Source organism: Pseudomonas sp. HD57-3 (assembly GCF_056113135.1).
Window position 1 is genome coordinate 6,368,782 of the sequence record NZ_CM148568.1, and the last position, 24,335, is coordinate 6,393,116.

Consider the following 24,335-nt stretch of genomic DNA (forward strand, 5'->3'; position numbering starts at 1 on the left):
ATGCGTTCGCCCTACCGCACCGCACTGTTTGCCAGCCTGCTCGCCATCGTGTGTGCCGGCGTGCTGTGGGCCGCGTACGACTGGTTCCAGGGCCGCTATCTGCGGGCGTTCAGCGAACACACCGCTGTGTTTTCCGGTGACCCGTTGCGCCTGCCCGACGAACTCGCCGGCCCCGGCAATATCCGTCTGGTGCACTTTTGGGACCCGGCCTGCCCGTGCAACGTCGGCAACCAACAGCACCTGACCGAAATGGTCGAACAGTTCGGCCCTAAGGGCGTCGAATTCTTTGCCGTGCAGAAGACCGGCAGCCACGGCCAGTTGCCCGCCACCCTCAGCAATCTTAAAACCATCGCGGTGCTGCCCGGCTCCGAACAGATTCCCGCGAGCCCGGCCGTGGCGATCTGGGACCGCAGCGGCAGACTGGCGTACTTCGGCCCGTACAGCGAAGGCCTGACGTGCAACTCCAGCAACAGTTTTATCGAACCGATCCTGCAAGCGTTGAGTGATGATCGTCCGGTCAATGCGACTCATACGTTGGCGGTTGGGTGTTATTGCCCGTGGTTGAGTGGGGAGTGAGAATTTCGCCCTACTCCACAACTAAACCACTTTAAAACCAGGCTTGCCGTTGGCCGCCCGCCACGCCTTCACTTCTTCAACCACTGCTGTTGGCCCACTTTTTCCTGGCTCCGGATAAAAGATCAGATCCGAGCCGGATGGATGCTCGCTCAAGGCCTTAAACTCTAAAACAGCATCAATATGCTGCTCCTCAGTATCGTAGTCATTATTATAAACCCTCGTAACAAAGCTCAAAAAATCTGATTCCAACAGATCACTTACACGCTTATTCATTACCGACACGACAATACCTCCAAATTAAAACTCAAACACAAAAAGCGCCCTTACTATTACTCGAATAGCAAGGGCACTGCCAAAAACCTATTCCGGTTTAAATCCTGACCTACCGCTGATAGCCCGCCACTCCTTAACTTCTTTAACGACTCCCTCTGGACTATCTTCCCTACCATCGCGAGGATAATAGATCAAATCCGAACCATCTGGATGCTGAGTTAAACGCTCAAACTCAAAAACAGCTTCTATTTGCTGCTCTTCCGTCGAATACGAAGAATTATAGATTTTTTTAACAAACAACAAAAAATCTTCCTCAGTGTAGTCCTCTAACTCTTTTGCGCTCATATCAATCCCCCTCCGAATGTATCGCGCCGTGCTGTTTAGGAGTAACTACTCGAACGTTATCTACATCCATAACCTCCCCTCCTCTAGATATATAGGCGGAATGATGAAGCTCAAACTTCACTTGCCCTCCCACCCTATCAATTTTTCGAACGAACGGTGCTCGGCCATTTTTCATTTCAAAAGCACTACTATTATTAAATTGACTTACTAGCTCAGAATCATCGGCCACCGCCCTCCAAAACGCCTCTCGAAACGCCCGAAAATTCCTGAACTCCCGCCCTCGCAACTGATCGGCAATCTGCGTCGGAACCGGCGCGCCTTCACCCTGCGATGCGCTCCTGAGCCAGTTGCCCGATACCGCCTGCCCCACACCTGACGCGACGCCCGGATCCTCCCGCCGATCCCGAAACATCGTGTAGTTGGGTGGCAGCCCGGAGTTCTGCGGGAACACCAGCACATAGTCATCGAATCCGGCTTCGAAAACGCCCGGGAACGAATCGAGGCGTCCCTCTACCGGGACCACCGTCGCCCCAGTATAGGCAGGCACATCCGGCTGCCCGGCCGGTGAGGTCGTCGAGCTGTTTCCCGGATTGACGATCGGGGTCCACGTCAGGGTGCGTGGCGGAACATCGGTGGTGGTCGCGGTGTAGACGTTGCGTTCGGCGTCGTAGGAGGCTGCCACCACCCTGACCGCCGACGGAATATTCCGCCCATCAGTCTTGACGACAAAAACCTCTGACTGCCCGTTCGCGTCGGTCTTTGAACTGACACGGAAAGGCATGTCAACCGTCCCGCCAGCCGCCGCTATGGCGTGCAGATCTGGCGCGAAGTCGGGCGCGAGGTCCGACAGCGGCGTGCTGAACGCGTAACGGTCCGGCAACTCCCCGTTGCCCAGTTTCGACGAGTAGACCAACGCTGAAACACCGACGACCGCGCCAGCCCCGACACTCGCAGCAAGACTGCCCAAGCCCGCGATGGCGCTGCGAACGGCCACTTGCAGACTGGCCGAAGCGGCCTCGACAACCGCCACGGCTCCGGCTGATGTCATGAACAACGGCCCTGTAGCCGAAGCGGCACCTGGCGCGCGGAAGGTATGGGCGTTGCGAATGGCCTCTGCCGCTATGCGCGCTTGTTCCTCGGCAAGGCGCCTTGCCTCTGCTTCGGCGGCAATACGAGCTTGCTCCCGTATACGTGCCTGTTCCTCGGCAACACGCCTGGCTTCAGCCTGCACGGCAATACGCGCCTGTTCCTGCAAATGCCGGGCTTCCTGCTCACGGGCAATGCGTATCTGCTCCTGCAACCGCTCCGCCTCCTGGGCGCGGGCGATCAGACCGGCAAATGCGTCCGCCGCCGCTGCCATATGCCGGGCGTTTTCCGAATGCAGGAGTGACGCGTGATAGTCCTGCCAGCGCTTGCCCAGTTCGGTCGTGGCCTGCAAGTCCACCAGGTTCTTCAGCGCTTCGAGCTCAGGCTTGCTCAACGGGGCGTTGATCGCCGGATTTGCGATTGCATAGGGCCGGACAGCTGCTTGCTCAACAGCACGAATATTGTCCGCTGCGATTTTATAATTTGTGAGTGTTTGAGAGAGACTGCCTCCGGTTGAGCCCGCTGCAGCGGCGATTCTTTCAACCAGAAAACCCGGCAGGAAATGCAGGCGGATATTCGTTTCCAGATTTACCACGGATAGCCTTTCGGCAGAAAGAGTCTGCTGGGCGTCCCTCGTGGTTTGAGTCGCGGCCTCAACCTGGCTTCTTCTTGCGGCCAGTTCCGGAAGTTGATTGGCGATAATGGCCATCACCCATGAAAGGCGCCGGAGCTCCATTGCCGAACGGTATGCCCTGTCAATCGCGGCGTAGGCGACGGAGACATCCGGATTGGGCGATGCCAGACTGTCTCGTATCTTCTTGAAGGACAAATCCTTCATCAGGAAAAATGGATTATGTCCATACAGCGAGTAAGCGGTCTCGGTATGAGCCCGATACTCCAACAACTTTGAATGAATAACCTGAATGGTTATTTCCTGATCAGCCTTGAACTTCTGAGCCGCAGAAAGTCCAGCACTGGCTGCTTGCCTGGCCTGCTCTACTTCATTGTTTGATGCCGCGCCGATATTGCTGAATACTCCAGCGTACTCAAGATCAATATATGCCTGAGCATTCTGTTGCTCCTGCATCAAATCATTCCAGATAAAGGGAGTTAACGGATCAAGTTTTCCAGACCCTTGACCTGTTCCTCTATGCGGTCCTTCATTCAAACCCCAACTTCCCGAGAAAAACCCACCCTGCCCCAATCGAGACGGAGCCCTGTCCCGAACCGGTATGGGGGCCAGTTCATATCTGCCTGGCCCGGTTTGTCTGTGAGGTCCAAGATAATTTTCAATATCACTCATACGACTTCTCCATGTCAGTTATTCCATGTATTGAATTCGCGAACTTTGTTTTCGCCCTCTGCTTTTTCTCGAGGTCTTTTATAGGCCCGCCCCGTTAAACGCAGCAACAACAAACTTGTAGTGCACTTCCCGAAAACCTGAAGGAAACTTCCTATTCAAGAAATACTGTGTTATGAAATCCCGGTTGCGATCCTCAAATAGATCAGCACCATCAATGCCTTCATATAAATAGAACGACAGGGAGCAGATTTTTCATGAAAAAAGGCCTGACCGTACTTGCGTTGCTGATCGTCATTTCCGCCATCGGGGTCGGCGGTTACCTCTACAGCAAGCAACCGACGCGTCAGGGCCAGGTGGAACTGCGCAACCTGCAAGGCTCGGTGACCGTGCGTTACGACGAGCGCGGTGTGCCGCACATCCGGGCCGAAAACGAGGCCGACCTCTATCGTGCCCTTGGCTACGTGCACGCCCAGGATCGCCTGTTTCAGATGGAAGCCATGCGCCGCCTGGCCCGGGGCGAACTGGCCGAAGTGCTCGGGCCGAAACTGCTCGACACCGACAAACTGTTCCGCAGCCTGCGCATTCGCGAGCGTGCCGCCAGTTACGTGGCCGGCCTCGACAAGCAGTCACCGGCGTGGAAGGCCCTGCAAGCCTATCTGGACGGCATCAATCAATATCAGGACTCGCACGCCACCCCTGTCGAGTTCGACGTGCTGGGCATCCCCAAGCGGCCATTCACCGCCGAAGACAGCATCAGCGTCGCCGGCTACATGGCCTACAGCTTTGCCGCCGCATTTCGCACCGAACCGTTGCTGACCTACGTGCGCGATCAACTGGGCGCCGATTACCTCAACGTCTTCGACCTCGACTGGCAACCCAAGGGCGTGCTCGCCAAGGGCCACGCCGGCACCGCACCGGCCCTCGCCGCCGAAGACTGGAAAGGCCTGAATACCCTCGCCCGCGTCAGCGAACAGGCGCTGATCGACAACGGTCTGCCGCAGTTCGAAGGCAGCAACGCCTGGGTGATCGCCGGCAGCCACAGCAAGAGCGCCAAGCCTTTGCTGGCGGGCGATCCGCACATTCGCTTCTCGGTGCCGTCGGTGTGGTACGAGGCGCAGTTGTCGGCGCCGGGTTTTGAACTCTACGGACATCATCAGGCGCTGGTGCCGTTTGCGTTCCTGGGGCACAACCTGGATTTCGGCTGGAGCCTGACCATGTTCCAGAACGATGACCTCGACCTGATCGCCGAGAAGGTCAATCCGGACAACCCGGATCAGGTCTGGTATCGCGGCCAGTGGACCGACATGGTCAAGACCGAGCAGCAGATCGCCGTGAAAGGCCAGACACCGGTAACCATCACCCTGCGTCAGTCGCCCCACGGCCCGATCGTCAACGACGCCCTTGGCAGCGCCGCCGGGAAAACCCCGATCGCGATGTGGTGGGCATTTCTCGAAACGCCGAACCCGATCCTCGAAGGTTTCTACCAGCTCAACCGCGCCGACACCCTGGCCAAAGCCCGTGCCGCTGCCGCGAAGGTGCAGGCGCCGGGGCTGAACATCGTCTACGCCAACGCCAAGGGCGATATCGCGTGGTGGGCCTCGGCGCTATTGCCCAAGCGACCGGCCGGGGTGAAGCCTGGCTTCATTCTCGACGGCAGCAGCAATCAGGCGGACAAGGACGGCTACTTCCCGTTCAGCGCCAACCCGCAGGAAGAGAACCCGGCGCGGGGCTATATCGTCTCGGCCAACTTCCAGCCCGTGTCGCCGACCGGCATGGAGATTCCCGGTTATTACAACCTCGCCGACCGTGGCCAGCAGCTCAACCGCCAGCTCGCCGACAAGAACGTGAAGTGGGACAACGAAGCCAACCAGAAGCTGCAACTGGGCACCACCACCGGTTATGGCCCGCGCCTGCTGGCGCCGTTGCTGCCGGTGCTGCGTGAAGTGGCGGGCAATCCCGCCGAGCAGAAGCTGATCGAGCAACTGGCCCAGTGGCAAGGCGACTATCCGCTGGATTCGGTCAGTGCGACGGTGTTCAACCAGTTCCTCTACGACCTCGCCGACGCGGCGATGCGCGATGAGCTGGGCAATGATTTCTTCGAAACCCTGCTGTCGACCCGAGTGATCGATGCAGCCCTGCCTAAGCTCGCGGCGAATGCCGATTCACCGTGGTGGGACAACCGCAGCACGCCGAACAAGGAGACCCGCGCCGACACCGTGCGCGCCGCGTGGCAGGCGAGCATGGCGCACCTGAAGTCGATCCTCGGCGACGACGCTTCCGGCTGGCAATGGGGCAAGGCGCACACCCTGACCCATGGTCATCCGCTGGGTCAGCAGAAACCGCTGGACCGCATTTTCAACGTCGGCCCCTTCGCCGCACCGGGCTCCCATGAAGTGCCGAACAACCTCTCGGCGAAGATCGGCCCGGCGCCGTGGCCGGTGACCTACGGCCCGTCGACCCGCCGGCTCGTGGACTTCGCCGACCCGGCTCACAGCCTGACCATCAACCCGGTGGGCCAGAGCGGCGTGCCGTTCGACAGCCACTATGACGATCAGGCGGAAGCGTATGTGGACGGGATGTATGTGCAGGCGCATTTCAGTGATGAAGAGGTGACGGCGAATACGCGCAGTACCTTGAAGCTGTTGCCGGCGCGGTCAGCTCAATAGGTTTTTGCTGACTGGAGCGGCACCTTCGCGAGCAAGCTCGCTCCCACATTGGATCGCGGTTTCCTGTGGGAGCGAGCTTGCTCCGGGCGGCGTTCCGACGAAGGGGTCAGTCAGAACAAAACAGATCTCAAACCATCGCCGCAAAATTCAGCCGAAACTGCTGCGGCGTCACCCCCAGCCGCCGATTGAACACGCTGCGCATATGTTGCGCATCACGAAACCCGCACTGATACGCCACCGTCTTCAGGGGCGCCGTGGTGCTTTCAAGCATCACCCGCGCCGCATCCACCCGAGCCCGCTCGACGAACTCCGCCGGGGTGACTTTCGCTTCGCGAGCAAACACCCGGGAGAAATTCCGCGCACTCATGTTCGCGGCATTCGCCAGATCGGCGATGGTCAGGTCGCCGGTGAGATTGGCCAGCACATACAGCTGCACCATCGCCACCGCCGACGTCGGCTCGGCATGGGGCGTGAGGAACGGGCTGAACTGCGACTGCCCGCCCGAGCGCTGGGTGAACACCACCAGCCGCTTGGCCACGCTCAGCGCCACCTCGGCCCCGTAATCACGCGCCAGCAGGTACAGCGACAGATCGATCCCCGCCGTCACCCCCGCCGAGGTGTAGAGCTGGCCATCCTCGACGTACAACCGATCAGCCTCGACCCGGCTCGACGGGCACAACTGCGCCAGCGCTTCGGCGTCGTTCCAGTGGGTGGTGACCGTGCGCCCGTCCAGCAACCCGGCACGGGCGAGCATGAACGCGCCGTTGCAGATCGAGCCGAATCGCCGCGCCCGCCCACAGGCCTCACGCAACCAGGCATCGAACGTGCTGCCGAAGTCCAGAAACGGCAACTGCGGCCCACCCGCCACCAGCAGTAAATCGTAAACCTGCGACGCGTCGCTGAAATGCCGATGCGCACTCAGGTTCAGCCCGTTGGAGCACGCCATCGATCCGCGCTCGACGCCGATCACGTCGAGCCGGTAATGATCCTCCGGCGCCAGGAAGCGGTTGGCCTCGGCGAACACGTCCATCGGCCCGCTGACATCCAGCGCCTGCACGCCGGGGAACACCACGATGGCGACGGTTCTGTTCATGGCAATCTCGGCTCCCGGGGAATGGCGGATCAGCGCCAACCCTAGCCAATCCTCGCCGCAGAAGCGAGCTGGCACGATTTGCAGGTGGAATGGCAAGGATCGCAGCCATGGATCGATTGTCCGGTTTTGCCCCCGGGAACAGACTTTCCCCATCAGCGCCGCGACGGCGTTTTCGACGAGGAAGCTCAACATGACCACGACCATCGCCGGTATCCAGATCCCCGACAGCGCCCTCGCCCGGGCCACCACCGAGTACATCCGCGACATCGAATCCGACCTGCTTTACCATCACTCGCGCCGGGTGTTTCTGTTCGGTGCCTTGAGCGGTGAGCGCCAGCAACTGGCCTACGATCCGGAGCTGCTGTACGTCGGCGCGATGTTCCACGACCTGGGTCTGGTCGAAGGTCACCGCAGTGATGACGAGCGCTTCGAAGTCGATGGCGCCAACGCAGCCGCCGCGTTTCTCAAGCCGTACGGGTTGAGCGATGACGACATCGAGCAGGTCTGGCTGTCGATCGCCCTGCACACCACGCCGGGGGTGCCGAAGCATCTGCGCCCGACCGTGGCGCTGGTGACCGCAGGCGTCGAGATGGACGTGCTGGGCATGGACTACGCGGCGTTCACCACGGTGCAGCGCGAGGCGGTGGTGCATGCGCATCCACGGGGCGAAGGTTTCAAGGAGTGCATCATCTGCGCGTTCGCCGATGGCTTGCGTCATCGTCCGCAGACCACGTTCGGCAATGTGAAGACCGATGTGCTGAAGGATCAGGCGCCGGGGTTCAAGCCGATGAACTTCGTCGAGGTGATTCGCCAGTCGCCCTGGGTTTCCTGACCGGCATAAAAAAACCTCGCGACCGTTTCCGGTCGCGAGGTTTTCTGTGTCCGCAGACTTAAGCCGCTTCCGGCGTCGGCGCCCGGCGCACGTCCGGTTGCTTCCACGAATCGGCAGCGCCTTCTTCGATGGCCTGCTGAATCGCTTTCTTGCGGGCTTCTTCGGCACGGCGGCTGAAGAACCAGACCAGGAAAGTCACCAGCGACACCGCCAGCAGAATCAGACTGGCCACGGCGTTGATTTCAGGCTTCACGCCCAGACGCACGGCCGAGAACACTTCCATCGGCAGGGTCGTCGAACCCGGGCCGGAGACGAAGCTCGCCAGTACCAGATCATCCAGCGACAGCGCGAACGACATCATGCCGCCCGCTGCCAGCGACGGCGCGATCATCGGGATGGTGATCAGGAAGAACACCTTCCATGGCCGCGCACCGAGGTCCATCGCCGCTTCTTCGATCGACAGGTCCAGCTCACGCAGACGCGCCGACACCACCACCGCCACATACGCCGCACAGAACGTGGTGTGAGCGATCCAGATGGTGACGATGCCGCGCTCCTGTGGCCAGCCGATCATCTGCGCCATCGCCACGAACAGCAGCAACAGCGACAGACCGGTAATCACCTCAGGCATGACCAGCGGCGCGGTGACCAGGCCGCCGAACAGCGTGCGACCCTTGAAGCGGGTGATGCGGGTCAGCACGAAGGCTGCCAGCGTACCCAGCGCCACGGCGGCAATCGCGGTGTAGCAGGCGATTTCCAGCGAGCGCACCACCGAGCCCATCAGTTGCGAGTTGTCGAGCAGGCCGACGTACCACTTCACCGACCAGCCGCCCCACACCGTTACCAGTTTCGAGGCGTTGAACGAGTAGATCACCAGGATCAGCATCGGCAGGTAGATGAACAACAGGCCGAGCACCAGCATCAGGCTGGAGAAACGGAAGCGCTTCATTCTTTACCCTCCATTTCCTTGGCCTGACTGCGGTTGAACAGGATGATCGGCACGATCAGGATCGCCAGCATCACCACCGCCAGGGCGGACGCCACCGGCCAGTCACGGTTGTTGAAGAACTCTTGCCAGAGCACTTTACCGATCATCAGGGTTTCCGGACCGCCCAGCAGTTCCGGGATCACGAACTCGCCCACCACCGGGATGAACACCAGCATGCAGCCGGCGATGATGCCGTTCTTGGACAGCGGTACGGTGATTTTCCAGAAGCTGTTGAAGGTGCTCGAACCCAGGTCGGACGCGGCCTCCAGCAGGCTGGTGTCGTGCTTCACCAGGTTGGCGTACAGCGGCAGGATCATGAACGGCAGGTACGAGTAGACGACGCCGATGTACACCGCCAGGTTGGTGTTGAGGATCTGCAGCGGCTCGTCGATCAGGCCCATGCTCATCAGGAAACCGTTGAGCAGGCCGTTGTTGCTGAGGATGCCCATCCAGGCATAGACGCGGATCAGGATCGCGGTCCAGGTCGGCATCATGATCAGCAGCACCAGCACCGTTTGCAGCTCTTTGCGGGCGCTGGCGATGGCGTAGGCCATCGGATAACCGATCAACAGACACAGCAGCGTGCTGAAAAATGCCATCTTCAGCGAGCCGAGGTAGGCGGCGATGTACAGCTCGTCGTCGCCGAGCATCGCGTAGTTGCCCAGGTTCAGCAGCAGTTGCAGCTTCTGCTCGGCGTAGGTGTAGATCTCGGTGTACGGCGGGATGGCCACATCCGCTTCGGCGAAGCTGATCTTCAGGACGATGAAGAACGGCAGCATGAAGAACAGGAACAGCCAGATGAACGGAACCCCGATGACCAGCTGACGGCCACCGGGAATTATTCGATTGAGCCGGCGTTTGAATTTGCGCATGTTCATGAGCGAAGTACCACGCCGCTGTCGTCTTCCCACCACACGTAGACCTGATCGCCCCAGGTCGGACGTGCGCCACGGCGTTCGGCGTTGGCCACGAACGACTGCACCAGCTTGCCGCTCGGCAATTCGACGTAGAACACCGAGTGACCGCCGAGGTAGGCGATGTCATGCACCTTGCCGCTCGACCAGTTGTATTCGCAGGTCGGCTGGTCGGCGGTGACCAGCAGTTTTTCCGGACGGATCGCGTAGGTCACGGACTTGTCCTGCACCGAGGTGCTGATGCCGTGGCCGACGTAGATCTGCCGGTCGAGATCCTTGCAGGTGATGGTCGCGTGGCCTTCGGCGTCGTCGATCACTTCGCCTTCGAAGATGTTCACGTTACCGATGAATTCGCAGACCAGACGGCTGGTCGGGGTTTCGTAGATGTCGATCGGGCTGCCGATCTGGGCGATCCAGCCCAGGTGCATGATCGCGATACGCTCGGCCATGGTCATGGCCTCTTCCTGGTCGTGCGTCACCATCACGCAGGTCACGCCCACGCGCTCGATGATCTCAACCAGTTCCAGCTGCATCTGCGAACGCAGTTTCTTGTCCAGTGCGCCCATCGGCTCGTCGAGCAGCAGCAGTTTCGGCCGCTTGGCTAGGGAACGCGCCAGTGCCACACGCTGACGCTGGCCGCCGGACAGCTGGTGCGGCTTGCGCTTGGCGTACTGGCTCATCTGCACCAGCTTGAGCATCTCGGCCACGCGGGCGTCGATCTCGGCCTTGGGAATCTTGTCCTGTTGCAGGCCGAACGCGATGTTCTGCGCCACGGTCATGTGCGGGAACAGGGCGTAGGACTGGAACATCATGTTGATCGGTCGCTCGTACGGCGGCATGTCGGTGATGTCGACGCCGTCGAGGAAAATGCGCCCCTCCGTGGGCCGTTCGAACCCTGCCAGCATCCGCAGCAGAGTGGACTTGCCCGATCCCGAACCGCCGAGCAGGGCGAAGATCTCGCCCTTCTTGATTTCCAGGGACACATCGTCCACGGCAACCGTCTCGTCGAACTTCTTCGTGACCCGGTCGATTTTGACCAGCACCTGTTTCGGTGTCTGGTCGCCCTCGAGGGCTTTCTTATAGGCGCCGGAGGCAACTGCCATTTACAAAACTCCCAGAAAAAAAGAGTGCAGTTCGCCCACGCAAGACGAACCCAGGATAGTTTGTACGTTGAAGCTATTTACCCGACTTGACCTTGGTCCAGCTGCGGGTCATCAAACGCTGAATGTTCGGCGGCAACTCAATCGACACGTAGGTCTTGTCGAGCACGGCCTGCGGTGGATAAACCGACTCGTCGGTGCGGATGGACTGCTCCATCAGCTTGTCCGAACCCGGGTTGGGGTTGGCGTAACCGACGTAATCACTGACCTGGGCGATCACCTCAGGTTTCAGCAAATAGTTGATGAAGGCATGGGCCTCTTTGACGTTGGCCGAGTCCTTCGGAATCGCCAGCATGTCGAACCACAGCGCGCCGCCCTCTTTCGGGATCGAGTAGGCGATGTTCACGCCTTTCTTGGCTTCTTCGGCACGGTTCTTCGCCTGGAAGATGTCGCCGGAGAAACCGATGGCCACGCAGATGTCGCCGTTGGCCAGATCACCGATGTATTTCGAGGAGTGGAAGTAGGTCACGTACGGACGCACTGCCAGCAGTTTGTCCGTGGCCTTGGCGTAATCCTTGGGATCGGTGCTGTTGGCGTTCAGGCCCATATAGTTGAGCACGGTCGGCATCATTTCATCGGCCGAATCGAGGAACGCCACGCCGCAGCTGTGCAGCTTCTTGATGTTCTCCGGCTCGAACAGCACGCTCCAGGAGTCGATCTTGTCGACGCCGAGCACGGCCTTCACTTTATCGACGTTGTAGCCGATGCCGTTGGTGCCCCACAGGTATGGAACCGCGTACAGGTTGCCCGGATCGTTCTGTTCCAGGCGCTTGAGCAACACCGGATCGAGATTGGAATAGTTCGGCAGCTGCGCCTTGTCGAGCTTCTGGAACGCGCCCGCCTTGATCTGCTTGCCGAGGAAGTGGTTCGACGGCACGACCACGTCGTAACCGGTACGCCCGGCGAGCAATTTGCCTTCCAGGGTTTCGTTGGAGTCGAACACGTCGTAGACCGGTTTGATCCCGGTGTCTTTCTGGAAATCGGCCAGAGTGGTCTCGCCGATGTAATCCGACCAGTTATAAATATGCACAGTACCGGCGGCTTGGGCACCGACAGCGAACGTCAGGCCGGCAGCGGCCAGCAGGGCATTGCGCAAAGAAGAAAAAATAGGCAAGTGGAGGTCCTCTAATTTAGTTGGGCCCAAGTTGCCCCGTGCTGCATGACAGTCACGGTTGCCCGGCAACAAAACCGGCGCGCAACTTACCTTCGAAAAACCGTTCCAGCAAAACTTTCTGTCATTTAATTGCACCGCTGACCGCCCGGGTGAAGGCGACGGCCAGCGGTGACTGCTTCAAACCGGCTTATTTACCGGATTTGATCTTGGTCCAGCTGCGAGTGATCAGGCGCAGGGTGGCTGCGTCCAGATCGCTGATCGCATAGAGCTGCTTCTTCACTTCAGCCGAAGGGTAGATGCTCGGATCGCTGGTGATTTCCTTGTCCACCAGCGGCGTGGCCGCCTTGTTGCCGTTCGGGAAACGCACGGCGTTGGTGATTTCGGCCATCACTTTCGGCTCGAGCAGGTAGTTCATGAACTTGTAGGCGGCTTCGACGTTTTCGGCATCCTTTGGAATGGCGACCATGTCGTAGAAAGTACCGGCACCTTCTTTCGGAATGGTGTAGGCCAGTTTGACCTTGTCACCGGCTTCCTTGGCGCGGGTCTTGGATTGTTCCAGGTCACCCGAGTAACCGACCGCCACGCAGATGTTGCCGTTGGCCAGGTCCGAGATGTACTTCGAGGAGTGGAAGTAGGCAACCGAAGGACGCACTTTGAGGAACAGGTCCTCGGCGGCTTTCAGGTCAGCCTTGTCTTTGCTGTTGGTCGGTTTGCCCAGGTAGTGCAAAGCCGCCGGAATCATTTCGGTCGGCGCGTCGAGGAAGCTCACGCCGCAGCTTTTCAGCTTCTCGATGTTTTCAGGCTTGAACACGATGTCCCAGGAATCGATCTTGTCGACGCCCAGCGCAGCCTTGACCTTCTCCGGGTTGTAACCGATGCCGATCGAACCCCACATGTACGGGAACGCGTGCTTGTTGCCCGGGTCGCTGGCGTCGCCAACGGCTTTGAGCAGGTCTTCGTCGAGGTTCTTCCAGTTTGTCAGTTTGGACTTGTCCAGTTCCTGATAAACGCCGGCCTTGATCTGCTTGGCCAGGAAGTTGTTGGAAGGCACCACGATGTCGTAACCGGATTTGCCGGCCAGCAGCTTCGCTTCCAGGGTTTCGTTGCTGTCGAAAACGTCATAGACGACCTTGATGCCCGTCTCTTTTTCGAAATTGGCAACCGTGTCCGGCGCGATGTAGTCGGACCAGTTGTAAACGTGCAACACCTTGTCGTCCGCCTGAACCGCACCCGCCATCACGCCCATCAGGGACATGGCGAGCAGAGTCTTGCCAGCGAGCTTTTTGCCTAATGCCTTCATGCGTTAATGCTCCAAATTTTTCTTTTTTGAACCACTTTGTTCAGCGGCCGAACCCGGACAACTGGAACCGCGGCTAGTCTGGCAAGATCCGAGGCGGTCTTTCAAGAAAAGACCAGCCTTTCTGACAGCTCCGAGCGACAGCGCAACAGCTCCATCGCTCAGAGCCTAGCACTTAGCCCTGCAACGCACTCAGGGTCAGGTCCAGGCACTTGCGCGCCTTTGTCACCAGCTCATCGATCTCCGCCTTGCTGATCACCAGCGGCGGCGCAATGATCATGGTGTCGCCCACGGCACGCATGATCAGCCCGTTGTCGAAGCAGAACTGGCGGCAGATCATGCCCACACCCTTGCCTTCGTAACGCTTGCGAGTGGCCTTGTCTTGCACCAGCTCGATGGCCCCCAGCAGACCGACTCCGCGCACTTCACCCACCAACGGGTGATCGTTCAGTTCGCGCAGACGTTTCTGCAAATACGGTGCCGTTTCTTCATGGGCGCGATCGATGATTTTCTCTTCGCGCAGAATCCGGATGTTTTCCAGACCCACCGCTGCCGCCACCGGGTGACCGGAGTAGGTGAAGCCGTGGTTGAAATCACCGCCCTCGTTGAGCACCGCCACCACTTCGTCACGCACGATCAGGCCACCCATCGGTATGTAGCCGGACGTCAGGCCTTTGGCGATGGTCATCATGTGTGGCTTGAGGTCGTAGAAATCGCTGCCGAACCATTGGCCGGTACGGCCGAAACCGCAGATCACTTCATCGGCCACGAACAGGATGTCGTACTTGGCGAGGATTTCCTTGATGCGCGGCCAGTAGGTGTCTGGCGGAATGATCACGCCGCCGGCGCCCTGGATCGGCTCGGCAATAAAGGCACCGACGTTGTCCACGCCGACTTCCAGAATCTTTTCTTCCAGCTGATTGGCCGCCCAGATCCCGAACTCTTCCGGGGTCATGTCGCCGCCTTCGGCGAACCAGTACGGCTGGGCGATGTGGACGATGCCCGGAATCGGCAGGTCGCCCTGTTCGTGCATGTAGGTCATGCCGCCCAGGCTCGCGCCGGCCACGGTGGAACCGTGGTAGCCGTTCTTTCGGCTGATGATGACTTTCTTGTTCGGCTGACCCTTGATCGCCCAGTAGTGGCGAACCATGCGCAGCATGGTGTCGTTGCCTTCGGAGCCGGAACCGGTGAAGAACACGTGGTTCATGCCCTCCGGCGCCACGTCGGCGATGGCCTTGGCCAGTTCCAGTGCCGGCGGGTGCGCGGTCTGGAAGAACAGGTTGTAGTAAGGCAGTTCGCGCATCTGTCTGGCGGCCGCATCGGCCAGCTCGTCGCGCCCATAACCGATCGCCACACACCACAGACCCGCCATGCCATCAAGGATCTTGTTACCCTCGCTGTCCCACAGGTACACGCCCTTGGCGTTGGTGATGATCCGTGGACCCTTTTCTTTCAGCTGCTTGAAGTCGCTGAACGGGGCCAGGTGGTGATCGCTGCTGAGGGCTTGCCACTCACGGGTTTGCGGGTTGTTGCTGGTCATGCCAATTCTCCTTGTTATCGGTGAAGGCGCGGCGGCTGGCCACCGCGCCCGGCGTATCAGACGGCGAAGAGCAGGTACTCACGCTCCCAGGAACTGATCACGCGCTTGAAGTTTTCATGCTCGGCCCGCTTGACCGCGACGTAGCCGGTGATGAAGGTCTTGCCCAGGTATTTCTCGATGGTCGCGCTGTTTTCCATGCGCTCCAGGGCGTCCTCGATGGTCAGCGGCAGGCGCAGGTTGCGGCGCTCGTAACCACGGCCCACGACCGGCGCGCTCGGGTTGATGCCTTCGACCATGCCGATGTAGCCGCAGAGCAGGCTCGCGGCAATCGCCAGGTACGGGTTGGCGTCGGCGCCCGGCAGGCGGTTTTCCACCCGGCGGTTCTGCGGGCCGGCATCCGGGACGCGCAGGCCCACGGTGCGGTTTTCTTCGCCCCACTCCACGTTCACCGGCGCGGAGGTGTCCGGCAGGAAGCGGCGGAACGAGTTGACGTTCGGTGCGAACAGCGGCAGCAATTCCGGAATCAATTTCTGCAGGCCACCGATGTGGTGCAGGAACAGCTGGCTCATGGTCCCGTCTTCGTTGGAGAACACGTTCTTGCCGGTCTCGATGTCGATGATGCTCTGGTGCAGGTGCATCGCACTGCCCGGCTCACCGGTCATCGGCTTGGCCATGAAGGTCGCGGCCACGTTGTGCTTGAGGGCGGCCTCACGCATGGTGCGCTTGAACACCAGAATCTGGTCGGCCAGCGACAGGGCATCGCCGTGACGGAAGTTGATTTCCATCTGCGCGGTGCCGTCCTCGTGGATCAGCGTGTCGAGGTCCAGTTCCTGCAGTTCGCACCAATCGTAGACGTCTTCGAAAAGAGGATCGAATTCGTTCGCCGCTTCGATGGAGAACGACTGACGACCGATCTCCGGACGCCCGGAACGGCCGACCGGCGGCTGCAACGGATAGTCGGGGTCGTCGCTGCGCTTGGTCAGGTAGAACTCCATTTCCGGCGCCACGATCGGCTGCCAGCCCTTGTCGGCATAGAGTTTCAGGACTTTCTTGAGGACGTTGCGCGGCGACAGCTCGATCGGGTTGCCTTGCTTGTCGTAGGTGTCGTGGATCACCTGGGCGGTCGGCTCGATGGCCCATGGCACCAGGTACACGGCGTTCTGGTCGGGACGGCAGATCATGTCGATGTCGGCCGGGTCGAGCAGTTCGTAATAGATGTCGTCTTCGACGTAGTCGCCGGTCACGGTCTGCAACAGAACGCTCTCTGGCAGGCGCATGCCTTTTTCGGCGATGAACTTGTTGGTCGGCGAGATCTTGCCCCGGGTGATGCCGGTCAAGTCGCCGATCATGCATTCGACTTCTGTGATCTTGTGGTCTTTCAACCAATCGGTGAGCTGGTCGAGGTTGTTACTCATAAATGCCTCTGGGCTGAGTCTCCTGACGCATGTCAGGCAATTTTGACGCACCAGGCGTCGCGTTAAAGGGCCTTGCTTGCGCGCAGTGCCGGCTTACGCCCGGCACCGCGCATAGACAATGAAGGAGGAGCTTACCTGCCCTTTACGCTGGCGTTGCATTTCCTGTGCACATCCCGGGCGTGCAGAATCACGGGCACGACGACGGGCGCGGTGCAGGCCGGGAGAGGGAAAGAGATCTATATTGAAAGGAGAACCGCTAAAGAGGATGCCTTCGCACACGTCCAGAATATCGGACGCTGCCGCTCGATCTGCCATGGGCAGGGAGATCGCTGGCACGTTGCAGGCCTTGCTGGCCGCGCTGCGGACGGACGTGTCGCCACTGATGTGATAAGCATGCAGACCGGACCGCAAAGAGCAGTCGGTGACGCCGATTAACGGCAGGCGAGACATGAAACACCCCGGTATTATTGCTGTTATGGGTTTGATCCGAGCTTAGCCTTGTTCATTTTTTTACACAACACCCCCGTAAAAAATACAACACGGCCTGCTCAAGCCTGCGGGTGGCGCGTCCTTCACGGATAAAAAAATGCCCCAAAGTGCCCCATAAATGCCCTCGTGGCGCTTTTTCAGGGCAGAAAAGGCCTCGCTTGACTTCGGCAGGCCGTTCGGGTTGACTGAAACAAGAAAAGATCAATGATTGATATTTTTAACAACAAAGGTGTTGCATCATGTCGGTACCCCCGCGTGCCGTTCAGCTTAACGAAGCGAACGCGTTCCTTAAGGAACATCCTGAGGTTCTGTACGTTGACCTTCTGATTGCGGATATGAATGGTGTGGTGCGCGGCAAGCGCATCGAACGCACCAGCCTCCACAAGGTTTACGAGAAAGGCATCAACCTGCCGGCCTCTCTATTTGCTCTGGATATCAATGGTTCGACGGTGGAAAGCACCGGCCTGGGCCTGGACATCGGCGACGCCGACCGTATCTGCTATCCAATCCCCGATACCCTGTGCAACGAGCCATGGCAGAAGCGCCCGACCGCGCAACTGTTGATGACCATGCACGAACTCGAAGGTGACCCTTTCTTCGCCGACCCGCGCGAAGTGCTCCGTCAAGTTGTTGCAAAGTTTGACGAGCTCGGCCTGACCATCTGCGCCGCGTTCGAACTCGAGTTCTACCTGATCGACCAGGAAAACGTGAACGGCCGCCCTCAGCCGCCGCGCTCGCCGATCTCCGGCAAACGCCCGCATTCGACCCAGGTCTACCTGATCGACGACCTCGACGAATACGTCGACTGCCTCCAGGACATTCTGGAAGGCGCCAAAGAGCAAGGCATCCCGGCCGACGCCATCGTCAAGGAAAGTGCCCCGGCGCAGTTCGAAGTGAACCTGCACCACGTCGCCGACCCGATCAAGGCATGCGACTACGCGGTCCTGCTCAAGCGTCTGATCAAGAACATCGCCTACGACCATGAAATGGACACCACTTTCATGGCCAAGCCGTACCCTGGCCAGGCAGGCAACGGTCTGCACGTCCACATTTCGGTTCTCGACAAAGAAGGCAAAAACATTTTTGCCAGCGAGGATCCCGAGCAGAACGCCGCGCTGCGTCACGCGATCGGCGGTGTGCTCGAGACCCTGCCCGCGCAGATGGCTTTCCTCTGCCCGAACGTCAACTCCTACCGTCGTTTCGGCGCACAGTTCTACGTGCCGAACTCGCCGAGCTGGGGCCTGGACAACCGCACCGTGGCCCTGCGCGTACCGACCGGCTCCGCCGACGCGGTCCGTCTGGAACACCGCGTTGCCGGCGCCGACGCCAACCCGTACCTGCTGATGGCTTCGGTCCTGGCGGGCGTGCACCACGGTCTGGTCAACAAGATCGAACCGGGCGCTCCGGTCGAAGGCAACAGCTACGAGCAAAACGAGCAGAGCCTGCCGAACAACTTGCGCGATGCCCTGCGCGAGCTGGACGACAGCGAGGTGATGGCCAAGTACATCGATCCGAAATACATCGATATCTTCGTCGCCTGTAAGGAAAGCGAGCTGGAGGAGTTCGAACACTCCATCTCCGACCTCGAGTACAACTGGTACCTGCACACCGTTTAAGCGGACTGCAGCAAAGGAAAACGCCGTTGGCTTCTCAGCCAGCGGCGTTTTTTTATTGGCCTCTGTGGCAGAGATTCAAGCTCTGCGTACAATGCCCGCTGCCCCGCAGGAGACTTTCATGACGCGTCCCGCCCCCGTCCGCAAACCCCGTGCCCGCAGTCAGGCGCGGATCGATTCGATACTCGACGCCGCGCGCACGCTGCTGGCTGCCGAGGGCGTGGCGAGCCTGTCGATCTACAGCGTGGCCGAGCGCGCACAGATTCCGCCCTCCTCGGTCTACCACTTCTTCGCCAGTGTCCCGGCGCTGCTCGAAGCGCTGACCGCCGATGTGCACGCGGCCTTCCGCGCCTGCCTGCAAGCGCCGATCGATCACGATGCCCTGCGCGAATGGCGCGACCTGTCGCGGCTGGTCGAGGAGCGGATGCTGGAGATCTACGGCGAGGATGCCGCCGCCCGCCAGCTGATCCTCGCGCAGCACGGCCTCACCGAAGTCACTCAGGCCGACCGCCAGCACGACCTCGAACTCGGCGACCTGATGCACAAGCTGTTCGACCATCACTTCGAACTGCCGCGACTGCCGGACGATGTGGACGTGTTTGCGCTGGCCATGGAACTGGGCGACCGCGTCTACGCCCGTTCGGTGCAGCAGCACGGGCAGATCACCCCGCGCATGGCCGAGGAAGGCATGCGGGTGTTCGATGCCTATATCGGGCTGTATCTGCCGCCCTATTTGCCCAAGCGAATTCTCTAGCGATGATCGTTCCCACGCTCTGCGTGGGAATGCAGCCCGTGACGCTCCGCGTCACTGGACGCGGAGCGTCCCCAGAGGCATTCCCACGCAGAGCATGGGAACGATCAGCACGGTCAATCTCAAGTCAACAAAAAACCCCGAAGGGCTCACACCCTTCGGGGTTGTTTTTGTCCCACGCCCTTACAACTTGGCGATGGACACCTCGGTGGACTTCACGAAGGCGATCACTTCGCTGCCGACCTCCAGTTCCAGCTCCTTGACCGAACGGGTGGTGATCACCGACGTGACGATGCCGGAAGCGGTCTGCACGTCGATTTCCGACAGCACGTCGCCGAGAACGATCTCCTTGATCGCGCCTTTGAACTGGTTGCGTACGTTGATGGCTTTGATAGTCATGGCATTGATTCCTGTCGTTTGCTTGAGTTATTGAGCCCAACGCAGTTGCGTAGGCAAGGGTGAAACGGGTTCCGGCGCCGGCGGCTCGCCGGGCAGGGACAACACACGGTTGAGCACTTCGGTTTCCAGCGCCGCCAGGCGATGGGAGCCACGCACCCGAGGACGCGGCAGCTCCACTTGCAGGTCGAGGCCGACTTCGCCGTCCTCGATCAGAATCACCCGGTCGGCAATCGCCACCGCTTCGCTGACGTCGTGGGTCACCAGCAACACGGTGAAACCATGCTGTTGCCAGAGACGTTCGATCAGTTGCTGCATCTCGATCCGAGTCAGCGCATCCAGTGCGCCCAGCGGCTCGTCGAGCAGCAACAGACGCGGTTGATGAATCAGCGCCCGGGCCAGCGCCACGCGCTGCTTCTGCCCACCGGACAATGCCGCCGGCCATTCATTGGCGCGATCGGCGAGGCCGACTGCATCCAGCGCCTGCAAGGCTTGCGGACGCCAGTTGCCCTTGAGGCCGAGACCGACGTTGTCGATGATCTTCTTCCACGGCAGCAGTCGCGCTTCCTGGAACATCAACCGGGTGTCATCCCGCGCATCGCTGAGCGGTGCGGCACCGGCGAGCAAATCGCCGCCAGTGGGTTGATCGAGGCCGGCAAGCAAGCGCAGAAATGTGCTCTTGCCGCATCCGCTGCGCCCGACCACGGCAACAAACTGCCCTGCCGGAATGTGCAGGTCGATGTCACGCAGTACCTGGCGCGAGCCGAAAGTCTTTTGCAGGTTGCGCACTGCCAGCGGAATCCCGCGCAGCAGGCGTGGAGGTTGTTGAGCGGTCATGCCGCACCTCCTTTCGCCACTTGATACGCCGGATGCCAACGCAGCCACACACGTTCAAGTCCACGAGCCGCGAGGTCGGCCAGCTTGCCGAGCACCGCGTACATCAGAATCGCCAGCACCACCACGTCGGTCTGCAGGAACTCGCGGGCGTTCATCGCCAGGTAACCGATGCCGGAGCTCGCGGAGATGGTTTCCGCCACGATCAGCGTCAGCCACATGAAGCCCAGGGCGAAGCGCACGCCGACCAGAATCGAAGGCAGCGCGCCCGGCAGAATCACCTGCCAGAACAGGCTGAAACCGGACAGGCCATAACTGCGGGCCATTTCCACCAGCGCCGGGTCGACGTTGCGAATGCCGTGATAGGTGTTGAGGTAGATCGGGAACAGCGTGCCCAATGCCACCAGGAAAATCTTCGCCGACTCATCGATGCCGAACCACAGGATCACCAGCGGAATCAGCGCCAGGTGCGGCACGTTGCGGATCATCTGCACCGAGCTGTCGAGCAGGCGTTCGCCCCACTTCGACAGGCCGGTGATGAAACCCAGCACCAGGCCGATGCTGCCACCGATGGTGAAGCCCAGCGCGGCGCGCCAGCCGCTGATCGCCAGGTGTGTCCAGATTTCGCCGCTGCGCACCAGGCTCACACCGGCTTCGATCACCGCCACCGGCGCCGGCAGAATCCGCGTCGACAACCAGCCTGCCGACACCGACAGCTGCCACACCACCAGCAACAACACCGGCAACGCCCAGGGCGCGAGGCTGTGGATAAATTTCTTCATGGCAGCGCCTCAGCTCTGGGACGCGGCTTTGGGAAGAATGTCGTTGGCCACCATCTCGCCGAACGGGCTGACGTAACCGGCGCTTTTCGGCAGTTCCGGACGCTCGACGTCGAGGTGCGGGAACAGCAATTCAGCCACCCGATACGATTCTTCGAGGTGTGGATAACCGGAGAAGATGAAGGTATCGATGCCCAGATCCGCGTATTCCTTCACGCGCGCCGCCACGGTCGGGCCGTCGCCGACCAGCGCCGTCCCGGCACCGCCGCGCACCAGGCCGACGCCGGCCCACAGGTTCGGGCTGACTTCGAGGTTGTCGCGGCTGCCACCGTGCAGCGCGGCCATGCGTTGCTGGCCAACCGAATCGAACCGCGCCAGCGATGCCTGGGCACATTTGATGGTGTCGTCATCCAGATGCGAAATCAGGCGATCTGCCGCTTGCCAGGCTTCGGCGTTGGTTTCCCGCACGATCACATGCAGACGAATGCCGAAGCGCACGGTGCGGCCGAGCTTGGCCGCTTTAGCGCGAACCTGTTCGATCTTCTCGGCAACGGCTGCGGGCGGCTCGCCCCAGGTCAGGACCATTTCCACTTGTTCGGCGGCCAGATCCTGCGCCGCTTCCGACGAACCACCGAAATACAGCGGCGGACGCGGTTGCTGGATCGGCGGATAAAGCAATTTGGCGCCCTTCACGCTGATGTGCTCGCCGTCGTAATCCACGGTTTCGCCTTCCAGCACGCGGCGCCAGATCCGGGTGAATTCCACCGAGGCCTGATAGCGCGCTTCGTGATCGAGGAACAGACCGTCGCCGGCCAACTCTTCCGGATCGCCACCGGTCACCAGGTTGAACAGCGCACGACCACCGGACAATCGATCCAGCGTCGCGGCCTGACGCGCCGCCACCGTCGGGGAAATGATCCCGGGGCGCAGGGCGACAAGGAATTTCAGACGCTGGGTCACCGGGATCAGCGATGCCGCCACCAGCCACGAGTCCTCGCAGGAACGGCCGGTGGGAATCAGCACGCCGCCAAAGCCCAGACGATCCGCCGCTTGCGCGACCTGTTGCAGATAGCCGTGGTCGACGGCGCGGGCGCCTTCGGCGGTGCCAAGGTAATGGCCGTCGCCGTGGGTAGGCAGGAACCAGAAGATGTTGAGGCTCATGGAGTGGTCTCCTTGGGGATTCGATTTACTGGGCTTGGGTGACCGAGCTTTGGGCCACAGCAGCCGGTGGGGTCCAGATCACGTCCTTGATGCTCAACGGCTTGGGGATCAGCTTGAGCTGGTAGAAGGTGTCGGCGATTTTCTGTTGTGCGGCGACCACTTCCGGGGTCAGGAACAGCGCGCCGTAGCCTTGGCGCTTCACCGAGGTCAGGGTGATGTCTGCCGGCAGGCCGAGCAGCGGCGACACCTGTTGGGTCACGTCTTCCGGGTTGGCCTTGGACCACTCGCCGACGGCGCGCACTTCTTCCACGAGGGTCTTGATCACCTCGGGATTTTTCTGTGCGTAGGGTTTGGTCGCCAGGTAGAACTGGTGGTTGTCGACGATGCCTTTGCCGTCACGCAGGGTGTGCGCTTGCAGCTGTTTCTCGGCGGCGGCCTGGTACGGATCCCAGATGACCCAGGCGTCGACGCTGCCACGTTCGAACGCGGCGCGGGCATCGGCCGGCGGCAGGAATACGGTTTGAATGTCGGTGTACTTGAGGCCGGCGTCTTCCAGCGCACGCACCAGCAGGTAGTGAACGTTGGAGCCTTTGTTCAGGGCGACTTTCTTGCCCTTGAGATCCGCCACCGATTTGATCGGCGAATCTTTCGGCACAAGGATCGCTTCGCTGTTCGGCGCTGGTGGCTCGTAAGCCACGTAGAGCAGATCGGCACCGGCCGCCTGGGCGAAGACCGGCGGGGTTTCGCCGGTGACACCGAAGTCGATCGAGCCGACGTTCAGGCCTTCCAGCAACTGCGGGCCGCCGGGGAATTCAGTCCATTGCACGTCGACGCCTTGGGCGGCGAGGCGTTTTTCCAGAGTGCCCTTGGCTTTGAGCAGCACCAGCGTGCCGTACTTCTGATAACCGATACGCAGGGTTTCGGCTTGAGCTTGAGTGATGGCGCCGAAGGACACAGCCGCAGCAAACAGAGCGACCAGACCACGACGCAAAAATACAGTGCGCATAGCGCTCTCCTTTTTGCTGTTGGGTTTTGGCTGCACCTGCTTGGCCGTTGGCGGCTGAGTAAGGTGAGTACTTCAAGATTCGGTGTGGCTCAAATGCTCCAGCGAGCACTCAACAAACGTTCGTTCAACAGCCCCGGCTCCAGCGGCTTGGGCCGGCGGGCCATGGCGCTGACAAACTGGTCCAGCGCTTCATGCAGCCGCTGCTCCAGCGCCGGCGCAAACTGCGCCTGGGCACTGCCTTCGCCATAGGCGATCTGGCTGTCCTCGGCAAAAATCCCTTGCAGCATTTCCTGGGCCTTCAACGCCGACAGCACAGGCTTGAGGGCGTAATCGACCACCAACATGTGGGCGATGCTGCCGCCGGTAGCCATCGGCAGAACAATCTTGTGGTTCAACGCACGCTCGGGCAGCAGATCCAGCACGGTCTTCAGGGCGCCGGAAAATGACGCCTTGTAAACCGGCGTGGCGATCAGCAGGCCATCGGCGTTTTCAATCTGTTGCAGCAGGTCGAGCACCTTCGGGCTGTCGAAGCGGGCGTGGAGCAGGTCTTCGGCCGGGAAGTCCCGCACCTGATAACTCACCACTTCCACCCCTTGCTGCTGCAACCAGCGTTGCGAGCGTTCCAGCAACACCCCGGAGCGGGAACGTTGACTGGGACTGCCACCGAGTGAGACGACCAGCATTCAGACGATTCCTTGCGCGTT

The 24,335-nt window shown here is 60.5% G+C and carries 23 protein-coding genes; 5 read left to right on the forward strand and 18 right to left on the reverse strand.

Annotated features, from left to right (window positions below; genetic code table 11):
* On the forward strand, positions 1–576 hold the full coding sequence (locus AC0R79_RS29000; protein ID WP_474732608.1) for a DUF6436 domain-containing protein: 576 nt from the start codon (positions 1–3) through the stop codon (positions 574–576).
* A gap of 21 nt (positions 577–597) precedes the next feature.
* On the opposite strand, the gene AC0R79_RS29005 is transcribed toward AC0R79_RS29000, so the two are convergent.
* From AC0R79_RS29005 to AC0R79_RS29015, 3 genes are all read right to left on the reverse strand, one after another.
* Positions 598–849 (reverse strand): bacteriocin immunity protein, encoded by a 252-nt coding sequence (locus AC0R79_RS29005; protein WP_111539326.1) that lies wholly within the window; start codon positions 847–849, stop codon positions 598–600.
* An 87-nt stretch (positions 850–936) separates the two neighbouring features.
* Positions 937–1,194 carry a bacteriocin immunity protein gene (locus AC0R79_RS29010; protein ID WP_127800498.1) on the reverse strand — a complete coding sequence of 86 codons (258 nt, stop codon included), beginning with the start codon at positions 1,192–1,194 and terminating at the stop codon, positions 937–939.
* Position 1,195: 1 nt separating this feature from the next.
* On the reverse strand, positions 1,196–3,367 hold the full coding sequence (locus AC0R79_RS29015) for an S-type pyocin domain-containing protein (RefSeq protein WP_474732609.1): 2,172 nt from the start codon (positions 3,365–3,367) through the stop codon (positions 1,196–1,198).
* 470 nt (positions 3,368–3,837) lie between these two features.
* On the opposite strand from AC0R79_RS29015, the gene AC0R79_RS29020 reads away from it, so the two are divergent.
* Positions 3,838–6,249 (forward strand): penicillin acylase family protein, encoded by a 2,412-nt coding sequence (locus AC0R79_RS29020; protein WP_474732610.1) that lies wholly within the window; start codon positions 3,838–3,840, stop codon positions 6,247–6,249.
* A 127-nt stretch (positions 6,250–6,376) separates the two neighbouring features.
* Here the strand turns inward: AC0R79_RS29020 and AC0R79_RS29025 are convergent, their stop codons facing one another.
* The gene (locus AC0R79_RS29025; RefSeq protein ID WP_474732611.1) at positions 6,377–7,342 is read right to left on the reverse strand and encodes a GlxA family transcriptional regulator; all 966 of its coding nucleotides are present in this window, start codon (positions 7,340–7,342) and stop codon (positions 6,377–6,379) included.
* Positions 7,343–7,532: 190 nt separating this feature from the next.
* On the opposite strand from AC0R79_RS29025, the gene AC0R79_RS29030 reads away from it, so the two are divergent.
* Positions 7,533–8,174 (forward strand): HD domain-containing protein, encoded by a 642-nt coding sequence (locus AC0R79_RS29030; RefSeq protein ID WP_085605974.1) that lies wholly within the window; start codon positions 7,533–7,535, stop codon positions 8,172–8,174.
* Positions 8,175–8,232: 58 nt separating this feature from the next.
* Here AC0R79_RS29030 and AC0R79_RS29035 read toward each other — a convergent pair whose 3' ends face one another.
* The 8 genes from AC0R79_RS29035 to AC0R79_RS29070 form a co-directional block, all read right to left on the reverse strand.
* Positions 8,233–9,123: an ABC transporter permease subunit gene (locus AC0R79_RS29035; protein ID WP_007953503.1), complete on the reverse strand. Its 891-nt coding sequence runs from the start codon at positions 9,121–9,123 to the stop codon at positions 8,233–8,235.
* Positions 9,120–10,001, reverse strand: coding sequence for an ABC transporter permease subunit (locus tag AC0R79_RS29040; RefSeq protein ID WP_170844921.1), 882 nt, complete (start codon positions 9,999–10,001; stop codon positions 9,120–9,122). The genes AC0R79_RS29035 and AC0R79_RS29040 overlap by 4 nt, the downstream gene beginning before the upstream one ends.
* A gap of 35 nt (positions 10,002–10,036) precedes the next feature.
* Positions 10,037–11,179 carry an ABC transporter ATP-binding protein gene (locus AC0R79_RS29045; protein WP_007953506.1) on the reverse strand — a complete coding sequence of 381 codons (1,143 nt, stop codon included), beginning with the start codon at positions 11,177–11,179 and terminating at the stop codon, positions 10,037–10,039.
* 73 nt (positions 11,180–11,252) lie between these two features.
* Entirely contained in the window at positions 11,253–12,350 is a 1,098-nt protein-coding gene (locus tag AC0R79_RS29050; RefSeq protein ID WP_127800508.1) for a polyamine ABC transporter substrate-binding protein, read from the reverse strand.
* 187 nt (positions 12,351–12,537) lie between these two features.
* Positions 12,538–13,650, reverse strand: a complete 1,113-nt coding sequence (locus tag AC0R79_RS29055) for a polyamine ABC transporter substrate-binding protein (protein WP_115079590.1) — start codon at positions 13,648–13,650, stop codon at positions 12,538–12,540.
* A gap of 172 nt (positions 13,651–13,822) precedes the next feature.
* Entirely contained in the window at positions 13,823–15,187 is a 1,365-nt protein-coding gene (locus AC0R79_RS29060; protein ID WP_192562769.1) for an aspartate aminotransferase family protein, read from the reverse strand.
* A gap of 56 nt (positions 15,188–15,243) precedes the next feature.
* The gene (locus AC0R79_RS29065) at positions 15,244–16,602 is read right to left on the reverse strand and encodes a glutamine synthetase family protein (protein ID WP_007953514.1); all 1,359 of its coding nucleotides are present in this window, start codon (positions 16,600–16,602) and stop codon (positions 15,244–15,246) included.
* Positions 16,603–16,695: 93 nt separating this feature from the next.
* Positions 16,696–17,052, reverse strand: coding sequence for a gamma-glutamyl-gamma-aminobutyrate hydrolase family protein (locus AC0R79_RS29070; RefSeq protein ID WP_474732612.1), 357 nt, complete (start codon positions 17,050–17,052; stop codon positions 16,696–16,698).
* A 278-nt stretch (positions 17,053–17,330) separates the two neighbouring features.
* Here AC0R79_RS29070 and AC0R79_RS29075 point away from each other — a divergent pair, with 278 nt between their 5' ends.
* Positions 17,331–18,707: a glutamine synthetase family protein gene (locus AC0R79_RS29075; RefSeq protein ID WP_007953516.1), complete on the forward strand. Its 1,377-nt coding sequence runs from the start codon at positions 17,331–17,333 to the stop codon at positions 18,705–18,707.
* A 118-nt stretch (positions 18,708–18,825) separates the two neighbouring features.
* Positions 18,826–19,458, forward strand: a complete 633-nt coding sequence (locus AC0R79_RS29080) for a TetR/AcrR family transcriptional regulator (protein ID WP_375744372.1) — start codon at positions 18,826–18,828, stop codon at positions 19,456–19,458.
* A 180-nt stretch (positions 19,459–19,638) separates the two neighbouring features.
* Here the strand turns inward: AC0R79_RS29080 and AC0R79_RS29085 are convergent, their stop codons facing one another.
* From AC0R79_RS29085 to ssuE, 6 genes are all read right to left on the reverse strand, one after another.
* Positions 19,639–19,854 carry a TOBE domain-containing protein gene (locus tag AC0R79_RS29085; RefSeq protein WP_007953520.1) on the reverse strand — a complete coding sequence of 72 codons (216 nt, stop codon included), beginning with the start codon at positions 19,852–19,854 and terminating at the stop codon, positions 19,639–19,641.
* Between the two features lie 27 nt (positions 19,855–19,881).
* The gene (gene ssuB / locus AC0R79_RS29090) at positions 19,882–20,688 is read right to left on the reverse strand and encodes an aliphatic sulfonates ABC transporter ATP-binding protein (protein ID WP_375744374.1); all 807 of its coding nucleotides are present in this window, start codon (positions 20,686–20,688) and stop codon (positions 19,882–19,884) included.
* Positions 20,685–21,467 (reverse strand): aliphatic sulfonate ABC transporter permease SsuC, encoded by a 783-nt coding sequence (ssuC, locus tag AC0R79_RS29095; protein ID WP_474732613.1) that lies wholly within the window; start codon positions 21,465–21,467, stop codon positions 20,685–20,687. The genes ssuB and ssuC overlap by 4 nt, the downstream gene beginning before the upstream one ends.
* Before the next feature lie 9 nt (positions 21,468–21,476).
* Positions 21,477–22,625: an FMNH2-dependent alkanesulfonate monooxygenase gene (ssuD, locus tag AC0R79_RS29100; RefSeq protein ID WP_474732614.1), complete on the reverse strand. Its 1,149-nt coding sequence runs from the start codon at positions 22,623–22,625 to the stop codon at positions 21,477–21,479.
* Positions 22,626–22,650: 25 nt separating this feature from the next.
* The gene (locus tag AC0R79_RS29105) at positions 22,651–23,631 is read right to left on the reverse strand and encodes a sulfonate ABC transporter substrate-binding protein (RefSeq protein WP_007953529.1); all 981 of its coding nucleotides are present in this window, start codon (positions 23,629–23,631) and stop codon (positions 22,651–22,653) included.
* Positions 23,632–23,720: 89 nt separating this feature from the next.
* Positions 23,721–24,314: an NADPH-dependent FMN reductase gene (gene ssuE, locus AC0R79_RS29110; protein ID WP_127800518.1), complete on the reverse strand. Its 594-nt coding sequence runs from the start codon at positions 24,312–24,314 to the stop codon at positions 23,721–23,723.
* Positions 24,315–24,335 lie beyond the last annotated feature (21 nt).